Genomic DNA, 21970 nt, shown 5'->3' on the forward strand with positions numbered 1-21970 from the left:
GCGGGACGGAAGGGTGGTGATTCGCAATGATAATTAAAAACCTACCCTTGTAACACTAGGGGGTGAGGGCATACCAATCTCCGTTCCCTCACCCCAACCCCTCTCCCACGGCGGCGGGCGAGGGGCATTCATCCTTCATGATCATCGGTTCCCCCTCACTCGCTGGGCGGGAGCGGGGGTCAGGGGGTGAGGGCGTGCTCCTGTTTAGCGCAACACAAAGACCTTCCCACCTGAGCCAGGCACTTCGATTGTGGCCATACCTTCAGGGGTTTCACGATCGTAGTTATAGACCCATTCGTGCCATAAACCACCAACCGGGAAATGCACATCAAGGTATTGCAGGGTGATGCCAAAATTCACCACAACAATCACATGTTCGCTGCCATCGTCGGCCCAGCGATAGTAGGCCAACAATTTGCGCTCAGCATCCATGGCGACAGGCCGGATATTATTGCCAACCAAGGCCTTCGATGAGGTACGTAATTGAATCATGCCACGATAGAAGGCGTGCAAATCAGTGCCCTCAGCTGTTTGCAATAACTCCCATTTCAGCATATTTTTGTCGATTGTACGTTCGGTATCCATGCCAAATTCTTGGCCATGATATAGCATGGGCACACCAGCAGCGGTAAATAGCACAATCGCGCCCAGTCGCGATTTCAAATAAGCGGTTTCGCGGCTGATATTTTCGTTGGTTTGGGCCTCGTAAACAATCCGCTGCTCATCGTGCGATTCAAGATAATTGATCGCTTGGGCATTATCGTTGTAGCCAGCATTGCGAAAATCGATAATCCCCAGCGTGGCCTCAACATTGCCATACTGATTGCCCTCGAAATCACCTTCGCGCAAGTTGGCAAACATTTGCGAATGAAACGAACGATGCCACGACGAATCCATATCAGTTTGATCAACCATGGTGGTGTAATCTTTGAGATTTTCGGCAATCAAATAGACATGCGGTTTGATTTGGCGAGCCTGCCAGCCCAAGAACGAAACCCCATTCTCGCCATCAAAGCCAATTCCCTCGGCGTGATCGTAGCGAAAGCCATCGATGTGCATATCGCTGAGCCAATAGGTTTGCACATCGCTGATTAATTGTTTGACTGCTTCATTCCAATGGTTCAAATCGGGGAAGCCCCACGGGTTGCCGTCGCTGCTAAAGAAAGGGCTTTGATCGTAGGGATACAAATAGTTAATCGGGCTAGAGTGATCGACATGATTAAACACTACATCCAAAATCACCCCAATGCCATGTTGGTGGGCCGTATCGATCAACTCGCGCAAATCGGCAGGCGTGCCATAGGTCGATTCGGGAGCAAAGAAATAGGCCGGATTATAGCCCCACGAACGATCGCCAGGAAACTCAAACAACGGCATTAATTCAAGCGCATTCACCCCTAAATCTTGAAGATAAGGAATTCGTTCAGTGACGGCTTTGAAGGTGCCAGCCTCGCTAAAATCGCCAACATGCAATTCATAAATCACCAATTCATTCAGCGGACGAATGCCAAAACCATCGTCGTGCCACTCGTAGGCTGGCTCGCCAACATGAATAATCGCCTGTGGCTGATCGCCACCAGCCCAACGCAATTCACGGGCATAGGGGTCGCCGATGATCGTCTCGCCGTCAATCACAAATTGATAAGCATATTCGCCAGCTGCTAAACCTTCTTTGATAATCCACCAAATCCCGCGATCCGAAATATTTAATGGATCAGCGGTTTGGTTCCAATCGTTAAACGAGCCAATTAAATGAACACTCTGCTTCCATGGTGCATAAAGGCCAAACGCCACCGCGCCATTGCCTAAATCGCGTGCACCCATCCAAACCCCATCGGGCAAACTAGCCACCGTTGGCGAAGCATCAGGATTGGCATCATTTTGCATATATGTGAACCTCATCGACTAACTAAATCACTAGCTACCACTCTAGATTAATAATTTCCAAACCCCACATAGCAGAGTCTATGCCACAAATGGAGGCTTTGGCAAACCAATTAAGCCCAATTTAGGCACCAAAGATCAGGTCACGACCTGATGTCAAGCCCTTTTGAGGTGATTAAACTAGCTATACGCCCGTCACAGCATCGATTTATAGGAGTGAGCCAATGATGTTGCACGCCAGCAACGAACCAGCCCTTGATGATGGGCTGCAACGTTATCTTAATGAAATTGCTGAAACTCCACTCCTGGCAGCAGAAGAGGAGCAAAAGCTAACCCAAATTGTCCATGTAGCGCGTCAAGCTCAGCCAACCCCAGCCTGTCGAATTGAACGTTGCCCAAGTTGTGCCCTATTTGAGCAATGTGTAACCAAACTCAAAGAGCCAGCCCACGAGCAACTGGTGCGGGCTAATTTACGCTTGGTCGTCAGCATCGCCAAGCGCTATCGTGGCTTTGGCCTGCCCTTCCAAGATTTAATTCAAGAGGGCAACATTGGCCTGATGAATGCGATCGAGCGCTTTGATGCCACCAAAGGCGTGCGCTTCTCAACCTATGCTACCTGGTGGATTCGCCAAGCGATCACACGTTCGCTGGCCAATCAAGGTCGCTTAATTCGCTTGCCAGTCCATCGCTGGGAGCTGTTGATTAAAGTGCGGCGGATCGAAACCAAATTACTGCAAGCGCTAGGCCGTGAACCAAGCGCCAACGAAATTAGCACTGCCTTGGGTGTCCCTGAAGAAAAAATTTGCGATTTACTGAGCATCGCCCAAGTGCCAATCTCGCTGGCAACCCCTAAAAATGAAGAAACTGATATGTTGCTCGGCGATAGCTTGCCCGACGAAGATTGGGAAGACGAACTCGAATGTCTGCTGACCAGCATTGATGCTCAATATACCCGTGCCATGCTCAACCAACTTTCTGAGCAAGAGCAAGAAGTGTTGACGCTGCGCTATGGCTTAAAAGATGGTAAAAGCCGTTCACTCTCGGAAGTTGGCGCAGTGGTGGGCCGCACGCGCCAGCGGATTCAACAAATCGAAGCGGGTGCATTGCAAGTCTTGCGCACGCAGTTATCGCAATAGCCGAGCTTGAACGATGCATAGCTATTTGATGGTCGCAGGATTACTCACGGTGCTCATGGCGTTAGCCCATAGCATTTTTGGTGAACAATTGATCTTGCGGCCATTAGCGCGTCAAATCCAAACTACGCCCAACCGCTTGCTGCAATCGCGGCTGCCAACCTTGCGGTTTACATGGCATATCACCAGCGTACTCGGCTTAGGCATGGCCTGGCTTTTTTTCGATTGTGCCCAACAATCCCAACTCAATCCGAGCCAAATTTTGCTGCTACGCACCAGTTCAATCACCTTCATTGTTTGCTTTGGCATTGCCCTGATTGGCTCGCGGGCCAAACATCCCTCGTGGCTCATCTTCTTAATCATTGCTGGGTTGACATGGCTCAGTACCATCGCCTAAAATCAGTTATACTATTCGCACAAATGAGCTGTTTATTAGGTGAGCGTTTATGTCAAAAATTCTGAGCGCTGAATTTCATCAACGGCATTCGTTGGTGGTTGCCCGCGAGCTTTTAGGATGTAGCCTTGTGCGCCGCTTAGCAACTGGCGAAGAATTACGCGGGCGGATCGTTGAAACCGAAGCCTATACCCCTGATGATCCTTCGTGCCATGCCCATCGCCGCAATACTCCTCGTGCTCGATCAATGTTTGCGCTTGGTGGCATTAGTTACGTCTACATTATCTATGGCATCTATCATTGTTTAAATGTAGTAACTCAAGGCCTTGGCGAAGGCGCAGCCGTACTAATTCGGGCAATTGAGCCGTTGAGCGGCAATGCAACCATGGCCCAGCTTGTCCAAAAAGATCCAGCTAACCCCATGCGAATTGCCAGCGGGCCAGGCATGGTTTGTCGGGCCTTAGCGGTTGATAAAAGCCTTGATGGCGTTGATCTGAGTTCCCAACAAGCTGGCTTATGGTTCGAGCAAGGCCCAAGTTTACCGGATCAAGCAATTTTGCAAACTCCCCGAATTGGGATTAATAGCGATCCGCATACTGTGGCAGCCCCATGGCGTTTAATCGTGGCTGATTCAAAAGCATTGAGTGGCACACGTCGCCAAAATCAAGGGCAAGCATATCAAGCACAGCCTGATTGGTTCCAAAAACAAGCTATCTAGCTATTTTAAAAGCCATTTGACACAAATCCACCTTTTATGTCATTATTACGCTGTTCGTGGTATAACAACCAACACACTACCATGACTCCCCAGAGCAGGATACGGTTAAGATTTTGGCAATAGCCTACCGTCGAGGGCTATTACCACCCTTTTAGCACGCTAGTGTTGGAGGATTCATGGCCGCACCAATCGTTCAAGCTGATTTTGAAGTAATGGATCAAGTTGCCCAGCGCCTTAGCAAAAATGCTGAGAGTGTTACGGCAATGCAAAATACGCTCAAACAAACTATTGAAGACTTACGCTCAACATGGTTGGGTGATGCTGCGGTTGCATTTCAAAAAGAAATGCAGGCTGATATTTTGCCTGCAGTGCAACGGCTGATCAACGCTTTCCAAACCGCCCAAAGTACAACCTTAGAAATTAAGAAAGTTTTACAAGAAGCCGAGCAAGAGGCCGCCAATCTATTTAAAGGCGATCCAACTGGTGGCTCAGCCAGCACCCAAAGCGCTAGTTCAAGCGCTGGTGGCGGTGGAGCCTCAAGTGCTGGTGGCGATACTGCGGCAGCCAGTGCTAGCCCAAGTAATGTTGGCGTAATGGCTGGTGGCACCAGCAGCGCTTCTGCCAGTGGCAGTGGCGGCGGCGGTGGTGGCGGTGGCGGTGCAGCCTCGGCTCAAGCAAGTGGCGGCGGCGGTGGTGGTGGTGGCGGAGCAGCCTCAGCTCAACCAACTGGCCAACAACCCAAGGCTACCAGTGGTGGCGGCGGTGGCGGTGGTGGTGGTGGCGGAACAGCCTCAGCCCAACCAACTGGTGGTAATGCAGCCGCTGCAGGTAATGCAAGCCTTGGTAAACTCTCTGAAAAATACGAAACTGGTGGCCGTGGCCCAGGCACGGTTTCATCAGGCAAAGGCGACCTTGGCGGCGCTTCATATGGCTCATACCAAATGACCAGCCAAACTGCCATCAAAAAAGATGGCAAAATTGTCTTTGTTAATGGCGGACGGGTCGCTGAATTTTTACGCAACCCTGCTGGTGCACAATATGCTGAAGAATTTAAGGGCTTGAAACCAGGGAGCGCTGAATTTACCGCCAAGTGGAAGCAAATTGCTGCTCGCGATCCACAAGGCTTTGCTGCTGCCCAACATCAGTATATTGAAAACACCCACTATCAGCCTCAAGTCAACAAGCTCAAGGCAGCTGGCTTTGATGTAAACAACTATTCGCCAGCAATGCGCGATGTTGTTTGGTCAACCTCAGTTCAACATGGCCCAGGCGCAAGCGTGATCACCAATGCGCTCCGTGGCAAAGATCTTAGCCAAATGAGCGAATCGCAAATTATCAATGCGATTTACACCGAACGTAGCAAAACCCTCGATAATGGGCGCTTGGCCTATTTCAAAAATACCAGCGATGCTGGGGTTATTCAAGGCTTGAAAAACCGCTTCGTCAACGAACGCAAAGATGCCTTGAACATGTCGGCAAATCACTAGATCCCGGTCTTTTTTTACAAACGCCCCGCACGATCAAACGATCGGCGGGGCGTTTGCTTGGTTAAGCTGGTTGCTTATGGAATGATATACCAAACATTATCAACTTTTTTCATTTTTGAGGTGCTGCTACCCGATGAGCCAAAGCCTTCGGTCGCCATATCGGTTTTTTGTTCTTGACCCAGCACCGACATGCTCATCGTACCACTGGCGATTTTGATTTCAGCATCATCGCCGCTTTCTGAAACTTTTTCAACTTTGAGGTTTTCGACCTTGACGTTTAATTCAGCGCCAAGCGAACCCAATTGTTGCAATGAAGTTAAGATTTCGGTTTTTTGGGCAGCTTGTTGCTCAGGCACGAAATATTTTGAAAGGGTATCGGCCCATTTTTCTTGGGTTGCAGCTTCGCTTAGCTTGGGATCATTGAAGGCAGCCGCAAAATCGCTGAAGAATTTTTCGGCCCGAACTTCGGGGGCTTCGGCGGCTGAACCACCACAAGCAGCCAAAACACCCATCACCATCAACAACATCAAGCCTGATGCCAAACGACGAACCAGTTTCATAATGCGTTTCCTCACAGACCCTATTGATAGGGTAAAATTTCCACAGTCGCAAGCATAGCAGTACTGTCAAGGGGTTAGTAAGCTGATTGGATTGGCTGGTGCATCAAGGGTCGCCACTACCAGCCCCGCATACGCTGACAACCCAAGGCTAGGGTAGCCAACCATTGCAGCAATTTGATCGCCATAAAATGCCGCAAATTGGATTGGCTGATGTGTCGATTGGTGATGTTCTGCGATAAGTTCGCGAATATAGTTGAGTTCTTCTGGGTCGTAGTTGGGCAAAGCTTGGCCTGCAAAGCGTGTAACTGCCCCTTCTTGCCGCAACATTTCGGACAAGTTTCGGGCCCCGTGGATCAAACAATAGGCAGCACGATAAAGCACAGCACGGACTGATTGTGCAATCAAGGCTGGAGTAGGGATGCTCTTGTCCAGCTATAGATGGGCAACCATGTATTTTTTGGATTGGGCATAAGATTAAAGCGATAAGCCCAATCGGTAAAATGCTGCTGCGTCCAACCGCCCATAAGATCGTCAACGACCACCAAGGTCATGCGTAACGCGAAATCCATCGGCGGAAAATCGGCCTGAATCTCGGCAAGGGTTTGTTGGGCAATAGCTTCAGCATCAAACGCCAACAGTGCCTCATAATGGGCTGGTACATGCTGCTTGCCCATTGGGTTAAGTGCTACAAAAGGCCAGTCGATGCCATCACGTTGGGCATTGAGCATGCTCGTGGTGTAGGCCTCGAAGCGGGCAGGCCCACGCGGAGGATCATACAATACCCGTTGGCGCAACAAACTTGGTACATATTCAACCTGCATTCAATCTCCTTAATTTGGTTATGCTTCAAGCCGCATGTTCAAGAAGTTGTTCAAGTTGGGTTGAAATTACTTAATAATTACTTAATGATTTTTATGCTGTGCTTAATTTCGCTAGTGCGTCTGATGGAATTCGTAAGGCTGTCGTAACCAAGCTAGTTGTACTTTTTTCAAGTGTGGCATACAATAGAGTGAGATCGCTACGCCATTATCGCGCTCCATGTACCACAGAAAGGATGCAGCGATGCCCCCAATTCAAAAAGCGTTTGTTATGGTTGTCGAAGATAACGCCGATAACATGTGGATTATTACCGAAATGCTGAATGATGACCCGCGCGTGCGTTATTGCAATGTGCGACCATCAGGCAAGCAACTTTTCGCATTTATGGCAAAAAATGACGTTCCACCAATTAATTTAGTCTTACTTGATTTAAATTTGCCTGGTGATGACGGATATAGCATTCTCGAAAAGATTCGGGTTCATCCAAAATTAAGCAATGCCATCGTGGTTGCAGTCAGTGCTGATAATACCGCTGAAGATGTTGCTAAAGTTCGCGCTTCGGGGTTCGATGGGTTTATTGGTAAACCTTTACGCCATGATCGGTTTCCAGAACAATTACAACGGGTAATGGATGGCGAGGCAGTCTGGGAGCCAGATTAGGCAACGGTAGGCCGAGGGACGCAAAATGGGTGCGCTCAGTGGGTTGAGTTCACCCATTAATTATTTAAGCAACCATGTGATGATCACGCGATCCAGCTAGTTGGAAGGCTAAACGTAGGGCATGTTGTAAATCGTTGGTGGTGCGGGTGCAGGCCAAATTCATGCCCAACGAGACCAAAATTTGGGCGACATCGGGCGAAATGCCACACAAGATAATTTGAGTTCCCAGCAAACGCGCCGATTGCGCCAACTGCAACAAACTATTGGCTGCCACATAATCCAGCGCGGCAATCCCCGTAATGTCAATAATACAGACTGTCGCATGATTTTGGCTGATCGTCATCAGCACATTGGCGGTGATTTGGCTGGCTCGTTCTTCGTCAACTGTACCAATTAAGGGCAGTAACATCACAGCATCGGCAATTTGCAATAACGGAGCCGAAAGCTCGCGAATGGTTTGCAATAGTTGTTCTTGTTGCTGATAAACATCGGTCAAGCGGGTTAGGGTTTGCTCAAGTTGGGCATTGGCTTGAGCTAAATCGCGCTGTTGCTGCTGATCGCGCAAGCGCCCAAGCGTAATCGCCAAGGCGCTGCCAATCCGGTTGGCAAAAATATTAAATAACGAGACTTCGACGGTGCTGAATGTTTGGCCCTTCAAACGCCCAGCATAGATCCAACCCAGCAACGTGCCTTCGTTCCAAATTGGCAGGCCAATTGCTGCTTGCATCGGGTACTGGCTTTGTAAGGGGTCGGCGGGCCATGGCAAGGGTTCGCCAGCCTGCCAAGCATGGCTATAATCGCCAAGTTGCTGGGGTTGCTCAAGCTCGATGCTTGGCAAAACACGCTTGAGCCGCACCCCACGACAGGCCTTTGCCACCAAGGTTAATGGTGATTCAAGCACATAGCAGACCGCAACTTCGCAGGCAAACAACCTGGTTACTTTATCCAGCGCAACATCCAAGGTTGCCTCAATCGTTGTGAGCGTTAAAGGCAGCGATGAAATTTCATAGAGGATGGCAAGTTCGATTTCACGATTGAGCATACAAGGTTCATCCGTTCAATGGTCAGGCCTGACCAATAGCGTACACAACAACGGTTTTGTTATGAAACAGCGCTCCGCCTGTTTCCGCAGCAGCAATTTCGCCAAAGCTAAACATACCGACAACTGGCACATCCAAGCCAGCAACTTCGCGAATGCGTTGCACTTCGGTGGCGGCTGCATCGCCCAACATTGCCAGACGCGAAACACAATCGAAAATAATTAATGCTGCTGGTGGCCCATTTAGCGCAGCCAAGGCCCGTTTCGTGGCCAGTTGAGCAGCGTTGAACAAGGTTTCATGCGAGCCATGCATAATATGCGCGACCACATTTTTGGGCACGCTGGCAATGCATTCGATCGAGCCATCAGGATGGGTGCGCAACGGGTCGCGAATCAAAAATTCGCCATTAATTTGGGGCAAGCCAATCGGATGATCGATCACAAAGCGCCCGAAATTTTCCACTGTCAAATCGGGGAAAAGCTCTTGATAGACTGCAAAGGCAGGCCGTCCATCAAGCTCGTAAATAATTGTGCCTTCGCTGCGTGTAACCACCAAACCTCTTGCAGCAGGCTCCCAGCCATGTTGTACCCCAATGCCCATCGGAGTTGGCGATTGCAATAGGCCGACTGCCGCACCATCGCTAATGACCTGATCGTTGACAAATTGATAGGTTTGTTTGAATTGGAAGCTATCGCCAGCGCCGCCACCAACCAGCGGGCATAACGGGCCAAAAGCAGCGGTGGCATGCTGCACAAAATCGGTCAAGGTGCCAGCCAAACCATCGACCAAGATCAAGGCAGCTTGTTGACTAGTGGGGTTATCTAAAACAGCCTCTAATTGATCAGCCAACTGATCGGCAACCTTGCCCGGATCGGCTTTGACCCCTGCGACAAGGCTCAAATCCAGCTTGAGATCATCGGAAGCCAGTGCGAGTAGCACCACACCATGGGTAAAAGTGCCGGCATTGCTAATAATGCCGCCAGCACAACAGCCGATTAATGGCGCTTGTTGGCTTGCTGCACGAATGCCTTGAACAACGGCGGCCTGATCATAGGCATCAGTGGTAAAGGCGATCAGACAGGTTGGCGAATGGGGGGCAAGCTGCGTACAGGCTTGCTGGGCGGCGGCGAAACCAGCATCATAGCTGTGCTCAATCTGCGATGCACCGGTAGCTGCGTGTGTCGTCATTGTGGAATACCTCACAACACAAAAGATGCAGTGACTGCTTTGTCGCAAGTGCGGATTAGCTAGGCCTAGGATACGATGGCAACTAGAATATAGGCAATAAACCGAAGGATTAACATGGGCTGGCTTAGCGGGTGAAAGTGGTTGAAAACGAGGCTCGGTAGTTGTTGAGATTGACTACCGAGCCTGGTTAAAATGGCAATTAACCCTCAAGCTCGTCGGCTAATTCGCGCACGGCTCGTTTGGCATAGAGCCAGACCGTACCAAGTTTGGGGGCAGCGATGGTTTTATCAAAGACCATGACCAGCAAAAATTGCCTGCCAACGTCAAAAATATAGAAATCGTAAATATCGCCTTCGTGCATATACAGGCCGCTGCCTGGGTCGTTATGCAATTGACGGGTATAATCGACCATTGTTGAGAAACTAGTGGCCAACAAAGGCAAAAATGGCGGCAAGGGTAACGAAGTATGGCCTTCTTCAACCAAGGGCACGCCCCAACGGTCGGTCAAAATCGTTGATTGCGCCCCAAGCTGAACGCCGAGATCCTTGAGTTTTGCTACCAAAGGAGCCAAAGTTTCGGCAGTGAGCACCAAAGAACCACCACTACGCAGTTTCGAGCCAAACGAATCATCAAAATTCGTGGTTGGCGCAGGTGGTGGCGCTTGTTGCGCAGGTGGCGGGGTTTGTTGGGCGGGCGCGGTTGGCCGCGCTGGCGCAGGTGCTTGGCGGTTTGGTTGTTGGGTCGCAGGCCGTGGACTAACCGGCGGTGGCGCGGAACGTGAAACCGGAGTTGGGCGGGCGCTGACTGGCGGCGGCGCGGTGCGCGTTCGCTGAGGTGGCGCAGTTGGCCGCGGGCTAACTGGCGGCGGCGCTTTGCTCACGCTGGCGGGCGCAGTCGAACGTGCTACAGGGGTTGGTGCTTTGGAAACTGGCGGTGGCCCACCCATTCGCGCTGGCGCAGGTGCTTTGGAAACGCTTGGCGGCGGGGCAAAGCGAGCAGGAGCTTCAGGCTGTGGTTCTGGCTCAGGTTCTGGTTCATAAACAGGCTCTGGCTCGACCGGACGCGGTGGCGGGACGGCTTGCAAGGCTTCATCTAAAGCATCAAGCACTAACACCGCAGTTAAATTACGGTCGATGAAGCGAAATACTCCACGTTGCGCCGCTTGTTCAGCAACCTCAGGATTGGCCGAACGTGCCACCAGAATCACCCGCGTGTCGGGCGCAAAATTTGGCACAAGATCAGCCAAATCCAGGCCGCTAAACCCGGGCAAATCATAATCGGCAATCAAGACATCGGGCGCAATTTGCTGCAACTCCCACAACGCCTCGTTGGAAGATTGCAACATAGAAAGCTCAATTTCGCCTGTGACAGCCGTACTCAGCGATTGAAGCACCGGATTATCACCAGCTACCACAAAGACCCTATAGCCCATACAAACTCCTACCTGTGAGGCTAAAGCCCCCGCTGTGGCAGTGCAACCGTAAACGTACTGCCGCGACCTTCTTCGCTTTGAACCCAAACATGACCATTATGCAATGCAACGAGTCCTTGCACAAGGGCTAAACCTACCCCAGTACCCCCATACTCTCGGGTGAGTGATTGGGCTACTTGGTAAAAACGCTCGAATATCCGTTGCAGATGGGACTCAGGAATGCCAATGCCTGAATCGCTGACGCTGACAAAGACCCATGGGCCAGGTTGCAGCGTGCCTTTGAAATAGGCATGTTCATAGGGCACTGATTGAACCGTCTCACACCATGCCCGTACCGTAATCATCCCCTCAGCAGGGGTGAATTTCATGGCATTCGAAAGCAAACTCATCAGCACCAAGGCAATTTTGGCCCGATCGGCATACAAGGTGCACAAGGCATCAGGTGGGGTTGCCAATGAAAGTGTTTGCGATTTCTTTTGGGCCAGCCCATGCATTTGATCGATCACTTCGTAGAGCAATTCATCGAGCACAATTGGCTCCAGCTGCAGCTCGGTTTGGCGGGTATCCAACCGCCGCAGATGGGTCATATCGTCGATAATTTCTTTCATGCGCTGAGCGCTCTCGACCAAGCGATCAAGATAGGTACGAATTGGCGGCTCGCTACGCTCTTGAATCACGATGCCATAGCCTAAAACCACGGCCAGCGGCGTGCGCAACTCATGCGACGTAATCGAAATAAATTCACTCTTTAGCCGATCAAGCTCTTGCAAGCGGCTATTGGCTTCTTGCACACGGGTGAAGAGTTGGGCATTATTCAGAGCTGCTGCCGCTTGATTGAGCAACAGCATCATGCCTTCGATCTGAGCACTGGGCAAGGCCTCAGTATAATCAAACAAGGCACTGCCGATCATCGCTCCACCAACTCGCAGCGGAAAGGTGATCACGTTGTGGTCAGCCTCGGCTAGCTTGAGCGTGGTTTGAATTGGCTGTTGCTGTTGATAGGTTTCTTGCAAAAGCTGCCAGCCAGCCTCATTTAATTGAGGATGGCTCGCCTGTCCCATCAACAAACGCGGCGATTCATCGGGTTGTTGCAACAGAAAATAGCCAAATTGACAGCCAATTTCGCTATTGGTGACCCGTACAATCTCGCCACACAATTCGCTGAGCGACAATGTGCGATTAAAGGCGCTGCTTAATTCAAGTTGATGCACAATCGCTTCAAGCTTGACCTTTTGCAACACCATTGCCCGTTGATGCAGCACTTGAGCTACTGTCAAGCGCATTTCTTCAATTTCGAAAGGCTTGCTAAGATAACTGGTTACGCCCTGTTGAACGGCCTCGCGCAAGGTTTCCAAGGTGGTTTGGCCAGTCATGATGATGACCGCCAAGCCTGGATTCAACGCCCGCGCCTGCCGAGCCAACTCAAGTCCACTCATCTCAGGCATTTTAATATCAGTCAACAACAAATCAAACGCTTGATGGCGCAAATGATCAAGCGCGACTAAACCCGATGTGGTGTCAACAACCTGATAGCCAACATTGCGAAGTGCTTTCGAGCAATAGCGGCAAATCGACGTATCATCATCAACAACAAGGATAGCCGGAGCGCGGCTATACTCAGAGGCTTCGTTGGGTTGGCGTTCGGTCATGGCCAACTACACTCCTCGATCAACCTAGATTGGTAGGATCAGGGTGATAGGGGTTCAAGAGCTGCTGCCGGTAGCAGCGTTTGCTTCCCATCACTAAGGGTTATTTCAACGACATGCGAACGAACACCAGAGGGCAAGAGTTGTGGCAATGCCGGAAAACTGCGCACAGTGCCAACTGTGCCACGATGTGGGCCGGCCACAATTCGCGCTGGGCTACCAACTGCTAAGCTGGCTTTTACCACAGCAGCTTGCTCGATGTTGCGTACCCGTGAGAGTGGAATCACCACCCGAGGGCGGCGTTGAGGGCTACGAAGTTGGGTAACGCCTTCGATCAAGGCTTCTTGTTGATCATACGAAGCTAAAACTTTGAATAGCGCTTCGTTCATGGGCTGCACCCCAAAGCCTTCGGTGATCATCAGAGTCAAACCAGGATCACGGTTGTAGGGCGGGGCTGGCAAGCGCCATGTATTATAGCCTGTGCGCCAAGCATCAAAGCCATCATCGCCAAGGAAATCGCGCAGTTCATGTTCTTCGATTCCGCCGACGATCACACCGCGCACTTGTTCATCAATCGCTCGCCGGAGCGCCGCTGCGGTGATGCTGGCTCCGCCAATCAAAATCGCGTAGGCTGAACGAGCATCGATCGAGCTAATATCAACTTGTTCCTTGGGATCAGTCACCAGCAAGCGCAGCACGCCAAACCGCTCGCCACCAAGGCCAAAAATGCCCTGAACATATGATGCAGGCGTTTCAATAATGACTGTGCGCGAATCTGGCACTTCCATCACGATCCCACGAACTTGCGCTTTAAGTTCGATTGGCAACGCATTGGGTGTTAATGTCACATAGCCCGTGCTACGATCGATTGTTGTTATTGTACCAGCAACTGGAGCCACCACCGTCGAGCCAGCAATTAACCCCGCCCGCGCCAAAACTTCGCCCTTGGCGACTTTATTGCCCTCTTCTTTTTTCATTTTCGAATAAACTTGGGTTGGCAAAACTCCCAGATCACGGGCAATATTAATAATTTGGGGATCAAGTGGGTATTGCGCCCGCAACACGATATCATCTGGCTCCACCCGACTACCAACGCGCACCAGCACTTCTCCTTCAACTGGTAGTTGGCGTTCGATGCGTGCAACCGTATGCATGACGACCGGGGCAGCACCATCAGGGTAGTAGTGCGTCATTGGTTGGGTCTCCTACAGGCAGTGGCAACAGGCTGCATTATAGCATAGCCCGGCCCTCTCGACATAGTGGTTTTTTGGTGCTTGGCAGAGCCTAATTCAGTGCATTCCCTCGCCCACGCTGCGGGCGAGGGGCTTTCATTTGGGTAGTTCATTCATAGCGGGTTGAACTGTAGGTATGCTAGCGATCACTAAATCAAAATTTAGGGGGTGCAGGGGGATTAAAGCCCCTTACATTAAGCATCGTTGGGTGGGATATGCCGTCGATTGGCATTCCCTCACCCCCTAACCCCCTCTCCCGCACACGAAGCGAGGGAGAACCCATTCATCATGAACGGTGGAACGCCCCTCGCCCGCCGCAGTGGGAGAGGGGTTGGGGGTGAGGGATCGAAGATTACTTAAAACCTACCAACCTAAAGACGCAGTTTAGCGATTATTCAGTTCGACGCTACAACGCAGTAATTCTGCCACGCTCCAAGCTTGCCATGGGCAGCCGCGCGGGGTGATCGGCGCATCGCCATCGAAAATTTCGCTCACCGAGCCAATTCCAGCATCGCGCAGGTGATCGGCGAATGGTTGCAGATAACTACGCGCCTGCTCAACCCCATAGACTTTGCTGATCGCACTGATAAATGGCCCAATCAACCAGCCCCACGTGATGCCTTGATGATACGAGGCATCGCGGGTTTTCAAATCGCCACCATAGCGACCAAGGTATTGTGGGTCGTGGGGGGCTAACGAGCGCAAACCATATGAGGTTAAGAGATGGCGGGCGCAGCTATCAACCACAGCTTTGGCGGTGGCATCATCAAGCGGCGAGTGTGCCACCGAAACTGCAAATAGTTGGTTGGGTCGCAACACCGGATCATCGCCGTGCGGGCCGTCGATTACGTCGTAGAGGTAGCCATGCTCAGCCGACCAAAAGCGGCGATAAGCAGTCGCCACTCGTTCAGCAGCACAGCGAAAGCGCTCAACATCCTGATCATTGCCCAATAAAGTGGCAAATTCGCCCAAAGTTCGTAGGGCACTATACCACAAGGCATTAATTTCAACCGCTTTGCCCTCGCGGGGTGTGACCACCCAATCCTCAAACTTGGCATCCATCCAGGTTAATTGAATATGGGGTTCGCCAGCAGTCAAGAGATAATCATCGGCAACTTTGATTGAGTAGCGGGTACCACGTTCATGCCAATCAATAATTTCGACCAATTTTGGGTATAAATCGGCAACCAATTGAATATCGCCAGTTGCTTGATAAACCGTGCGCAGCGCTTGAAAAAACCATAGGGTCGCATCGACAGTGTTGTATTCTGGCTCAGCGCCAACATCAGGGAAGCGGTTGGGCAACATGCCTTGGCTTAAAAAATGGCTCCATGTGCGCAACACATCAGCCGCCAACGTAGCCCGCCCAGTTGCCATCAACAAACCAGGCAAGGAAATCATGGTGTCGCGGCCCCAATCGCTAAACCATGGATAGCCAGCAATCACGCTCCAGCCTTGCCATGTGCTGCCATCGGGCAATTGTACCGCCCGCCGCACCATAAATTGATCGGCGGCATACACCAGTTGCTTGATAAAATCGGGAGCTTTGTGCAAAAGCCGAGCCTGCTCGAGCAATTGGGCTTGGCGTGCTTGTTCACGCGCCAGCGCTGCTAAGCCATCAGTGCTTGGTTCAGTTTCAGTTGAAAATACCAAGGTCAGGCTTTGACCAGGCTGTAAGCTTGCGCTAAATCGGCCTGCTTGTAACAATCGTGCGGTATCAGGGTAGCCACGCTCTAATTCTTCACGATAATAAATATCTTCAACCCATGTTGCTGACTCGGTTTGCCATGTCGCGTGGTCGCTGAGCATACGCAACTGCGTACCAGCAGGCGTGGTCATCAATACGCCATTGGTCAAGGCGGCAAAATTGGGCTGCCAATCGGTTTCAACGGTTGTATCGTGATGATCGCGCTCGCTCAATAAGGGGCGTAATTCAAGCTTAATCGGGTCGTTGCCACGCTCATGAGTCAGCAGCAGATAGGTGGTATTAGCTCCATCTTCCATCCAAATCCGTTGGCTGAGCACTGCCTCGGCCAAGGCATACCGCGCAGTTGGAATCGCGCCATCCAATTGCCATGTTTCAAGGTTGCAATGGCCCGCACTTAAACGGCCATCGCTATATTCAAAGCTACTCAGCTCATAGGTTTCTGAGCCATATTCAGCGCTGGCTTGCAAGCCACCAACCAACAAGGTACGACCAAGCGGCGGCTCTAAGGCAGCAATCAACAAGCCATGATATTTGCGAATTGGAGCATTGGCCAAGAGCGAACCCATTGCATATGCCCCAGCCCCATTGGTTACAATCCATTCGCGGCGTAATGCAGCAGCGGGATGCCCAAGAATTTCACGTCCAAACATAGTGTTATGTCCTGCTAAAATGGTCGGCTATGCCTGCGATTATAGCAGAGCCGCCGCTTGAATTTGAATTTGCTCAGGCCGATAGCTCAAACGAGCTTGTGCGCCATAGCTGATCGTCGAAATCCATGGTAGCAATAATTCCACCATGCTCGGCGATTGAAAATGCTGAATTTTGGTCGCAGGATGGGGATAGTAAATATAGCCAGCATAGGCTTGATCTTGCCACAACAATTGACAACTGATAAACGAAAAATCCTCAGGCGGGTGCAATTCAGTCCAACATACTGCTGGAAAGTGATAATCGGCTTGGAGCAAACGCCACTGCGCAGGCTGAATATCGAAATTAATCGTTGCCAAATGCAAGCCGGTTAAATCCAAGCCTAATGCTGCAAAATAGGGCTGTTGCATGGCGATTGTGCCCGCAGGATAGGGCGATGCATTCGATTGCCCTGAAGCCACACCATGGCCACGAATAACGGTTCCATCAACCCAGATTTGGCGCATAAACCCACCGATCGCTGAATGTTGGGCTCAGTTTAAACCAAAACCTAAAAAATCCAAACAGCACCATGAATTCATGGTGCTGTGAAAAATCAAACCGCTTAATCGCACTTATTGGGGTGGAGCAGCGTTCATATCCATATAAAAGAATTCCCAAATATGGCCATCGAAGTCTTGAATGCTGCGACTATACATAGCACCCATTTCAATTGGCTCAGCAAAACTGGTAGCACCAAGCGACAGTGCTTTATCAAACATGTGGTCAACAGCCTCGCGGCTTTCCATCGTTAATGAAACCAGCACCTCAGTTGCACTACGGGCATCGCTAATCGCCGCAGCTTTAGGAATAAATTCTTTGAATTTGGGATGGGTCAGCAACATCACATAAATTGTATCGCTAATCACAATGCTGGCAGCAGTTTCATCGCTAAATTGCAGATTTTGTTGATAGCCCAAGGCTTTGAAAAATTCAATTGATTTGGGGAGATCTTGCACTGCCAGATTAATAAAAACTTGAGTATTCACGTAGCAACTCCTTACCTACAAACACAATTCACTGTACTCAATCCGTTGATGCTGTTTCATCGGCAAAAGCTAAACCCTTGGCTGCCAACGCTTCGCGCAACTGACGAATGCCCTTTGGCCCCATACCATGCAGTTTGCCAAGCTCGCGGGCGCTGACTTGGGTCAATTGCCCCAAACTGTGATAGCCAGCATTGTGCAAGGCTCGCAGTGCTGGTTGGCTTAGTTTGGGAGGAAAATCCTCAGTTGATTGTTCAGCTGCGTTCATCAGTCAAGTGCCTTTGTCAGTAAAACAAATGTTCTAATACTAAGCAGTATAGCTGTTATACTTCAAAAAGTCAAGTAGTAATTTTATAAATACAAGTTTTTGAATTTAGCAATTTGGCACGCAAATTAAACCGTGGTTAAATGCTCTCAGGGTTAAATAATCAATGCGAACAGCTTCTTCCACATTGACGAATAATCTATCTATTGCTAAGATACACCCCATCAATAGAGAGCATTGATGGAACCCTGAGAGTCAGCACATACAACAATCATAACACCTGTTCTAAATCATCCAATGGATAGAAATATAAACTAATAAGTCTATGTATTTAATGATTTAGCGGTATTAATTGTGGTATTTACGCATGAGAGAGTGAGTTATGAAGGTATATTCTCTTAACATTAAGTTTTTTATCTATTAATAGCAATTACAACAATTATATTTATTCGCAACAAAAATGCCTTGCTTTATCCAGGATTAGTTGTAGAAGACAGCTATTTCTTTAGTCGTATGCTTAATAATCACAATATTAAGCAAATTGGGTTTACATACTCAGGATATCGATCGATTATCCCCAATTCAATTATTTATCTATCACTTTTTGCACCATTTCTACCTTTATCCCCATATATAATGATAATTTTTTGTTTCTTGAATAGCATTGCTGCCTATAGCATTTTTGCTTTACGTCGTTTTCGCTATTTCATAGATAATGATAATATTCGCTATTTAATATGCTTAACTATCACATTAGTACCATTTGGTGATTATATTTTGCAAACGAATACTGTTTATTCAATATGGAATAGCCTCTTTATCCTAATTTTACTTATTAGTGTTCCTGTAAGTTCGTCAAAATTAGTCACAATTTTTCAAACAATCATATCATTATTGATGATCGCATCCCATGGTATGTCCTTCATAATTATACCATTCTGTGCTTATTTTCTATTTACTCGTCCAAAGCTACTTGATAAAATATATAATGGCATATTACTACTTGGCGTTCTATCATATATCATTACAAGTGTTCATCCAATTAAATCGCAAATGAATTTATCGCCTAAAAGTTTTATTTTCAGCCTTCAATTATTATTCGAAAGAGTATTTTTTGAGGGGTTTTTTGGAAATATTTTACGAATTGATTTAGTTAAGCATTATCCTTATATTCCTATATCAATTGGGATAATCATTGGTCTAACTTTAACAGGATTAATCTATCGCTGGCGAGGCTATCTTCCTAAACCTATAGTAGAACAATTTATAGTAATCGGATTTCTTATTATTGGATTAACAATTATCCCAACTATTACGCGTAATTTAATTTCCCAAAAAGAACTAATTATGCTTGAACCATGGTCATCAAATCGCTATTTCTATATCCAACATATGTTATTTATTATATTAATCTTAGAGTTATTTTACTTTCGCTTAATGAAATCGTCATTTACAACCCAAAATCATTCAAATCACACGGTTATCGTCAAGATTACAATAAGTATATGCGTATTTTGGATCATATTTCTCAATATTAATCATCAAAAAATCTTTTTTGGAACTCCAATCTATAATGGTCGTGAGGTCATTTACTTTCTCAGCTCACTTGATAAACATATGCACAATCCAGAGAAGGCTCCGCAGCCGATTAAATTAGAGCGAGGCGTATGGTCAATTGTTTATACAGGTTACTCTGCCCTACCAAATTAACACCCGCTTAGGCTTGCTCATCGTTGCTCTGATCGCTAAAATTGGGCAGATCGCGGCGCGGCTTATGTTCATCGAGGGCATCCCACACATTTGGGATGCGGCGGCGACGCTCGCTGCGGGCTTGTTGCTGCTCATCGCCGGGAGTGCTTTGCAGGGCATCCCAAATTGGGCGACGCAGGCTGCTGGTATGTTTGGGGCGTAAATTGACTTTATAGCGGCGTGGCTCGCCCTCAAGAATCAAGACATGCTGCTGTTCAAGCAACTGGGCGATCGCCTGCTCCATTTCGGCAACGCTCAATTGCTCCGCATCGGGTAAATCAGCTAGTGCCTCAATTAATTTGGCTTCATCAACCTCGCGCTGGCGCAAAATCGCCCGAATCACGGTGCGCTCGGCCAACGATAAATGCTCAAAATCTAAGGAACTAAGGCCGCCACTTGGTTCGGCTGAACTATCCATAAACCAACTCCACAGCTAAAATTGTGCCTTGAGCAACTTAATCGGGGTGCTAAGAAATGCCCGAACATAGCGTTGAGTGGTAACGAGGGCTTCAAAATGGGGCCAATGCCCAGCGTTGGGAATAATCCGCAAATCGGCATCGGGCAATTCGGCGACGACGCTGCTGGCATCGCGCAAGGGCACTGTGTTATCTTCCATGCCCCATAAATAGAGCGAAGGATGGCTAATTTTTTGCAATTGCCCACGCAAATCGTTTTCGCGCATGGCACGGTAGCATTCAGCGCGAATTTGGCCTTGACCTGGCCGCCGCACATCGGCCTTGATACGTTCATGGGCTTCGCTACTAATGGCGCTGCGCTCGGCATACGAGGCTGGTTTCATCACGCGGTCGGTAATTCGCCAGATACGCGTTTCAATCAGCGAAGTTACTCGATCGGCAAAAGGCACGCGCTCCAACACTACCAACGGCCCAAGAAACATATTGATAAACATCGATAAACGCCCGCTGATCGTTGGGCAAATTAAGACCATGCGCTCGATTAGCTCAGGGTGACGCAAACTCATGGTCAAGCTAATCATGCCACCCATCGAATGGCCAATCAACACTGCCGGTTGATCGGTGACTTGGCGCAAAAGGTCGGCCAACAGATCGGTATAGGCCACAATGCTGACCGGATCATCACCCTTAGGCGATTGGCCGTAGCCTGGCAAATCGACCGCCAAACAGCGATAGCGCGACAAAATGGGAAACAACGGCGACATGGCAAACCATGAGCTTGACCAGCCATGAATTAACAAGGCTACTTGTTTATCGCTTGCACCCTCTTCCCACACATGAATCGATTGATCGTTGACGGTATAGATTGGCATAGCTGGAGCCTCCGCTGGTGGTTAGCTGGTTTGGTCAGGCGGGCGGCGATCACGGCGTTGACGGGCTTCACGGGCTTTTTCTTGCAAATTACGAAAGAATTCGCTATCAACAATTTCATCGACTTGCTGTTTGCGTTTGCCTTCATCAACGATAATTTGCAATTCAGCCACTTGCTGGCGCAATTTATGTTCACGTTCACGGACTTTATCGACCATCATAGCAAAAACGCTGGCGAGGGTGGCAACTTCATCACGCAAACGGCTGGTGCTTTCGGGCACTTCTGAGCTATAGTCGCCATTACTAATTTGCTTGGCAACAGCGGTCAAGCCAATAATTGGCTTGGTTAGACGATGGGCAATCAGATAAATTGCAATCGCCAAGAGCACCGTCACAATCAAAAAGCCTGGAATCAAGGTTTGGCTAATCCGATTGCGCACAGCGGTAACTTCGGCCACGCACATATCAACCCCAACTGCGCCAACCGTTTCGCCTTTGGCATTGTAAATTGGCGCAGCCCCAGCAATCCACTCACCCCATTGATCAACCGAGGGCTTGGGATCGATGCTTGGTTCACGCAAACCACGCGCCATAGCTGCCGAAAAGCCACCAGCTGATGTAAAATTAGCGTTCATCAAAGGGCGGGTAGTGCGGTTAATCGTACAGCCATAGGTCGATTCGGTCAGTAATTCTTTCTCGCGGGCAGTTTCCGACTGGCCTGGCGGAATCGCCGCACTCACCACAAAACGCGCTTGATCTGGCTCATTGGGCAGTTGGACAAAGGTATAAATGCCCGAAGCCTTGGGATTGGTGGTTTTGACCTCACGCAAGTAGGCATTGATTTTGAGATAGGTTGGGTCATCAATTTGGCCTTGGCTATACAAGGCGCTATGTTCATCGCCATCGATTCCAGCGGCAGCCGTTTTGGCAATCGCCATCAGATCGGCTTCGAGGTCAGCTTGGGCATTATCGGTGGCATAATTCAAAAACCAGACAAACACCCCAGTCAAAACAATGAAAAACAGCAGGGTAAAAATGGCCAACAAACGCCAACGCAGGCTTAAAAAACGGCTTTTGGGTGCTACGGCTGTCATAG

General features: G+C 49.3%; 22 protein-coding genes. 6 read left to right on the forward strand and 16 right to left on the reverse strand.

Translation table 11 applies throughout. From position 1 onward, the window contains the following. Positions 1 to 204: 204 nt before the first annotated feature. Complete coding sequence (locus DEF47_RS10215; RefSeq protein ID WP_012188833.1) at positions 205 to 1887, reverse strand: alpha-amylase family glycosyl hydrolase; 1683 nt, start codon at positions 1885 to 1887, stop codon at positions 205 to 207. Positions 1888 to 2108: 221 nt separating this feature from the next. Here DEF47_RS10215 and DEF47_RS10220 point away from each other — a divergent pair, with 221 nt between their 5' ends. The 4 genes from DEF47_RS10220 to DEF47_RS10235 all read left to right on the forward strand — a co-directional run bounded on the left by DEF47_RS10220 (position 2109) and on the right by DEF47_RS10235 (position 5616). Continuing rightward, complete coding sequence (locus DEF47_RS10220; protein WP_012188832.1) at positions 2109 to 3020, forward strand: sigma-70 family RNA polymerase sigma factor; 912 nt, start codon at positions 2109 to 2111, stop codon at positions 3018 to 3020. 13 nt (positions 3021 to 3033) lie between these two features. After that, on the forward strand, positions 3034 to 3414 hold the full coding sequence (locus DEF47_RS10225) for a hypothetical protein (protein WP_012188831.1): 381 nt from the start codon (positions 3034 to 3036) through the stop codon (positions 3412 to 3414). A gap of 49 nt (positions 3415 to 3463) precedes the next feature. Next, the gene (locus DEF47_RS10230) at positions 3464 to 4129 is read left to right on the forward strand and encodes a DNA-3-methyladenine glycosylase (protein WP_012188830.1); all 666 of its coding nucleotides are present in this window, start codon (positions 3464 to 3466) and stop codon (positions 4127 to 4129) included. Positions 4130 to 4305: 176 nt separating this feature from the next. Beyond that, positions 4306 to 5616 carry a WXG100 family type VII secretion target gene (locus DEF47_RS10235; RefSeq protein WP_012188829.1) on the forward strand — a complete coding sequence of 437 codons (1311 nt, stop codon included), beginning with the start codon at positions 4306 to 4308 and terminating at the stop codon, positions 5614 to 5616. A 74-nt stretch (positions 5617 to 5690) separates the two neighbouring features. On the opposite strand, the gene DEF47_RS10240 is transcribed toward DEF47_RS10235, so the two are convergent. From DEF47_RS10240 to DEF47_RS10250, 3 genes are all read right to left on the reverse strand, one after another. Then, positions 5691 to 6176: a hypothetical protein gene (locus tag DEF47_RS10240; RefSeq protein WP_012188828.1), complete on the reverse strand. Its 486-nt coding sequence runs from the start codon at positions 6174 to 6176 to the stop codon at positions 5691 to 5693. Between the two features lie 66 nt (positions 6177 to 6242). After that, the gene (locus tag DEF47_RS10245) at positions 6243 to 6512 is read right to left on the reverse strand and encodes a hypothetical protein (protein WP_287045119.1); all 270 of its coding nucleotides are present in this window, start codon (positions 6510 to 6512) and stop codon (positions 6243 to 6245) included. A gap of 65 nt (positions 6513 to 6577) precedes the next feature. After that, entirely contained in the window at positions 6578 to 6997 is a 420-nt protein-coding gene (locus DEF47_RS10250) for a hypothetical protein (RefSeq protein WP_012188826.1), read from the reverse strand. 241 nt (positions 6998 to 7238) lie between these two features. Between DEF47_RS10250 and DEF47_RS10255 the strand changes: the two genes are divergently transcribed. Next, entirely contained in the window at positions 7239 to 7655 is a 417-nt protein-coding gene (locus DEF47_RS10255; protein WP_012188825.1) for a response regulator, read from the forward strand. Between the two features lie 64 nt (positions 7656 to 7719). Here the strand turns inward: DEF47_RS10255 and DEF47_RS10260 are convergent, their stop codons facing one another. The 9 genes from DEF47_RS10260 to DEF47_RS10300 form a co-directional block, all read right to left on the reverse strand. Further along, the gene (locus DEF47_RS10260; RefSeq protein ID WP_012188824.1) at positions 7720 to 8697 is read right to left on the reverse strand and encodes an STAS domain-containing protein; all 978 of its coding nucleotides are present in this window, start codon (positions 8695 to 8697) and stop codon (positions 7720 to 7722) included. Positions 8698 to 8719: 22 nt separating this feature from the next. Then, a complete protein-coding gene (locus tag DEF47_RS10265) occupies positions 8720 to 9883 on the reverse strand; it encodes an FIST signal transduction protein (RefSeq protein WP_012188823.1) in 1164 nt (387 codons plus the stop codon). A gap of 199 nt (positions 9884 to 10082) precedes the next feature. Beyond that, a complete protein-coding gene (locus DEF47_RS10270; RefSeq protein ID WP_012188822.1) occupies positions 10083 to 11315 on the reverse strand; it encodes a response regulator in 1233 nt (410 codons plus the stop codon). A 20-nt stretch (positions 11316 to 11335) separates the two neighbouring features. Continuing rightward, entirely contained in the window at positions 11336 to 12964 is a 1629-nt protein-coding gene (locus DEF47_RS10275; RefSeq protein ID WP_012188821.1) for an ATP-binding response regulator, read from the reverse strand. 38 nt (positions 12965 to 13002) lie between these two features. Then, positions 13003 to 14154, reverse strand: a complete 1152-nt coding sequence (locus tag DEF47_RS10280) for a hypothetical protein (protein ID WP_012188820.1) — start codon at positions 14152 to 14154, stop codon at positions 13003 to 13005. Between the two features lie 423 nt (positions 14155 to 14577). Beyond that, positions 14578 to 16551: an amylo-alpha-1,6-glucosidase gene (locus tag DEF47_RS10285; protein WP_012188819.1), complete on the reverse strand. Its 1974-nt coding sequence runs from the start codon at positions 16549 to 16551 to the stop codon at positions 14578 to 14580. A 39-nt stretch (positions 16552 to 16590) separates the two neighbouring features. Next, entirely contained in the window at positions 16591 to 17055 is a 465-nt protein-coding gene (locus tag DEF47_RS10290; protein ID WP_012188818.1) for a hypothetical protein, read from the reverse strand. A gap of 108 nt (positions 17056 to 17163) precedes the next feature. Further along, entirely contained in the window at positions 17164 to 17577 is a 414-nt protein-coding gene (locus tag DEF47_RS10295) for a VOC family protein (RefSeq protein WP_012188817.1), read from the reverse strand. Between the two features lie 37 nt (positions 17578 to 17614). Next, positions 17615 to 17842, reverse strand: a complete 228-nt coding sequence (locus DEF47_RS10300) for a DNA-directed RNA polymerase subunit alpha C-terminal domain-containing protein (RefSeq protein WP_012188816.1) — start codon at positions 17840 to 17842, stop codon at positions 17615 to 17617. 651 nt (positions 17843 to 18493) lie between these two features. Here DEF47_RS10300 and DEF47_RS10305 point away from each other — a divergent pair. Beyond that, positions 18494 to 19549 carry a hypothetical protein gene (locus DEF47_RS10305; RefSeq protein ID WP_012188815.1) on the forward strand — a complete coding sequence of 352 codons (1056 nt, stop codon included), beginning with the start codon at positions 18494 to 18496 and terminating at the stop codon, positions 19547 to 19549. A 7-nt stretch (positions 19550 to 19556) separates the two neighbouring features. Here DEF47_RS10305 and DEF47_RS10310 read toward each other — a convergent pair whose 3' ends face one another. Genes DEF47_RS10310 through DEF47_RS10320 form a run of 3 tightly spaced genes read right to left on the reverse strand, consistent with a single transcriptional unit; the run spans position 19557 to position 21968 of the window. Continuing rightward, positions 19557 to 20006, reverse strand: coding sequence for a hypothetical protein (locus DEF47_RS10310; RefSeq protein ID WP_012188814.1), 450 nt, complete (start codon positions 20004 to 20006; stop codon positions 19557 to 19559). Positions 20007 to 20021: 15 nt separating this feature from the next. After that, positions 20022 to 20876 (reverse strand): alpha/beta fold hydrolase, encoded by an 855-nt coding sequence (locus DEF47_RS10315; RefSeq protein WP_012188813.1) that lies wholly within the window; start codon positions 20874 to 20876, stop codon positions 20022 to 20024. Positions 20877 to 20897: 21 nt separating this feature from the next. After that, positions 20898 to 21968 carry a HAMP domain-containing protein gene (locus DEF47_RS10320; protein ID WP_012188812.1) on the reverse strand — a complete coding sequence of 357 codons (1071 nt, stop codon included), beginning with the start codon at positions 21966 to 21968 and terminating at the stop codon, positions 20898 to 20900. Positions 21969 to 21970: the final 2 nt, after the last annotated feature.

It is taken from the genome of Herpetosiphon sp., assembly GCF_003512625.1.
Classification (GTDB): Bacteria; Chloroflexota; Chloroflexia; order Chloroflexales; family Herpetosiphonaceae; genus Herpetosiphon; species Herpetosiphon aurantiacus.

Bases quoted from the DNA above. Each gene is read 5' to 3' on its own strand.
- DEF47_RS10255 (WP_012188825.1), top strand. From the start codon at position 7,239: ATGCCCCCAATTCAAAAAGCGTTTGTTATGGTTGTCGAAGATAACGCC.
- DEF47_RS10235 (WP_012188829.1), top strand. From the start codon at position 4,306: ATGGCCGCACCAATCGTTCAAGCTGATTTTGAAGTAATGGATCAAGTT.
- DEF47_RS10240 (WP_012188828.1), bottom strand. From the start codon at position 6,176: ATGAAACTGGTTCGTCGTTTGGCATCAGGCTTGATGTTGTTGATGGTG.
- DEF47_RS10225 (WP_012188831.1), top strand. From the start codon at position 3,034: ATGCATAGCTATTTGATGGTCGCAGGATTACTCACGGTGCTCATGGCG.
- DEF47_RS10315 (WP_012188813.1), bottom strand. From the start codon at position 20,876: ATGCCAATCTATACCGTCAACGATCAATCGATTCATGTGTGGGAAGAG.
- DEF47_RS10320 (WP_012188812.1), bottom strand. From the start codon at position 21,968: ATGACAGCCGTAGCACCCAAAAGCCGTTTTTTAAGCCTGCGTTGGCGT.
- DEF47_RS10275 (WP_012188821.1), bottom strand. From the start codon at position 12,964: ATGACCGAACGCCAACCCAACGAAGCCTCTGAGTATAGCCGCGCTCCG.
- DEF47_RS10310 (WP_012188814.1), bottom strand. From the start codon at position 20,006: ATGGATAGTTCAGCCGAACCAAGTGGCGGCCTTAGTTCCTTAGATTTT.
- DEF47_RS10220 (WP_012188832.1), top strand. From the start codon at position 2,109: ATGATGTTGCACGCCAGCAACGAACCAGCCCTTGATGATGGGCTGCAA.
- DEF47_RS10300 (WP_012188816.1), bottom strand. From the start codon at position 17,842: ATGAACGCAGCTGAACAATCAACTGAGGATTTTCCTCCCAAACTAAGC.
- DEF47_RS10270 (WP_012188822.1), bottom strand. From the start codon at position 11,315: ATGGGCTATAGGGTCTTTGTGGTAGCTGGTGATAATCCGGTGCTTCAA.
- DEF47_RS10230 (WP_012188830.1), top strand. From the start codon at position 3,464: ATGTCAAAAATTCTGAGCGCTGAATTTCATCAACGGCATTCGTTGGTG.
- DEF47_RS10265 (WP_012188823.1), bottom strand. From the start codon at position 9,883: ATGACGACACACGCAGCTACCGGTGCATCGCAGATTGAGCACAGCTAT.
- DEF47_RS10280 (WP_012188820.1), bottom strand. From the start codon at position 14,154: ATGACGCACTACTACCCTGATGGTGCTGCCCCGGTCGTCATGCATACG.
- DEF47_RS10290 (WP_012188818.1), bottom strand. From the start codon at position 17,055: ATGCGCCAAATCTGGGTTGATGGAACCGTTATTCGTGGCCATGGTGTG.
- DEF47_RS10250 (WP_012188826.1), bottom strand. From the start codon at position 6,997: ATGCAGGTTGAATATGTACCAAGTTTGTTGCGCCAACGGGTATTGTAT.
- DEF47_RS10215 (WP_012188833.1), bottom strand. From the start codon at position 1,887: ATGCAAAATGATGCCAATCCTGATGCTTCGCCAACGGTGGCTAGTTTG.
- DEF47_RS10260 (WP_012188824.1), bottom strand. From the start codon at position 8,697: ATGCTCAATCGTGAAATCGAACTTGCCATCCTCTATGAAATTTCATCG.
- DEF47_RS10285 (WP_012188819.1), bottom strand. From the start codon at position 16,551: ATGTTTGGACGTGAAATTCTTGGGCATCCCGCTGCTGCATTACGCCGC.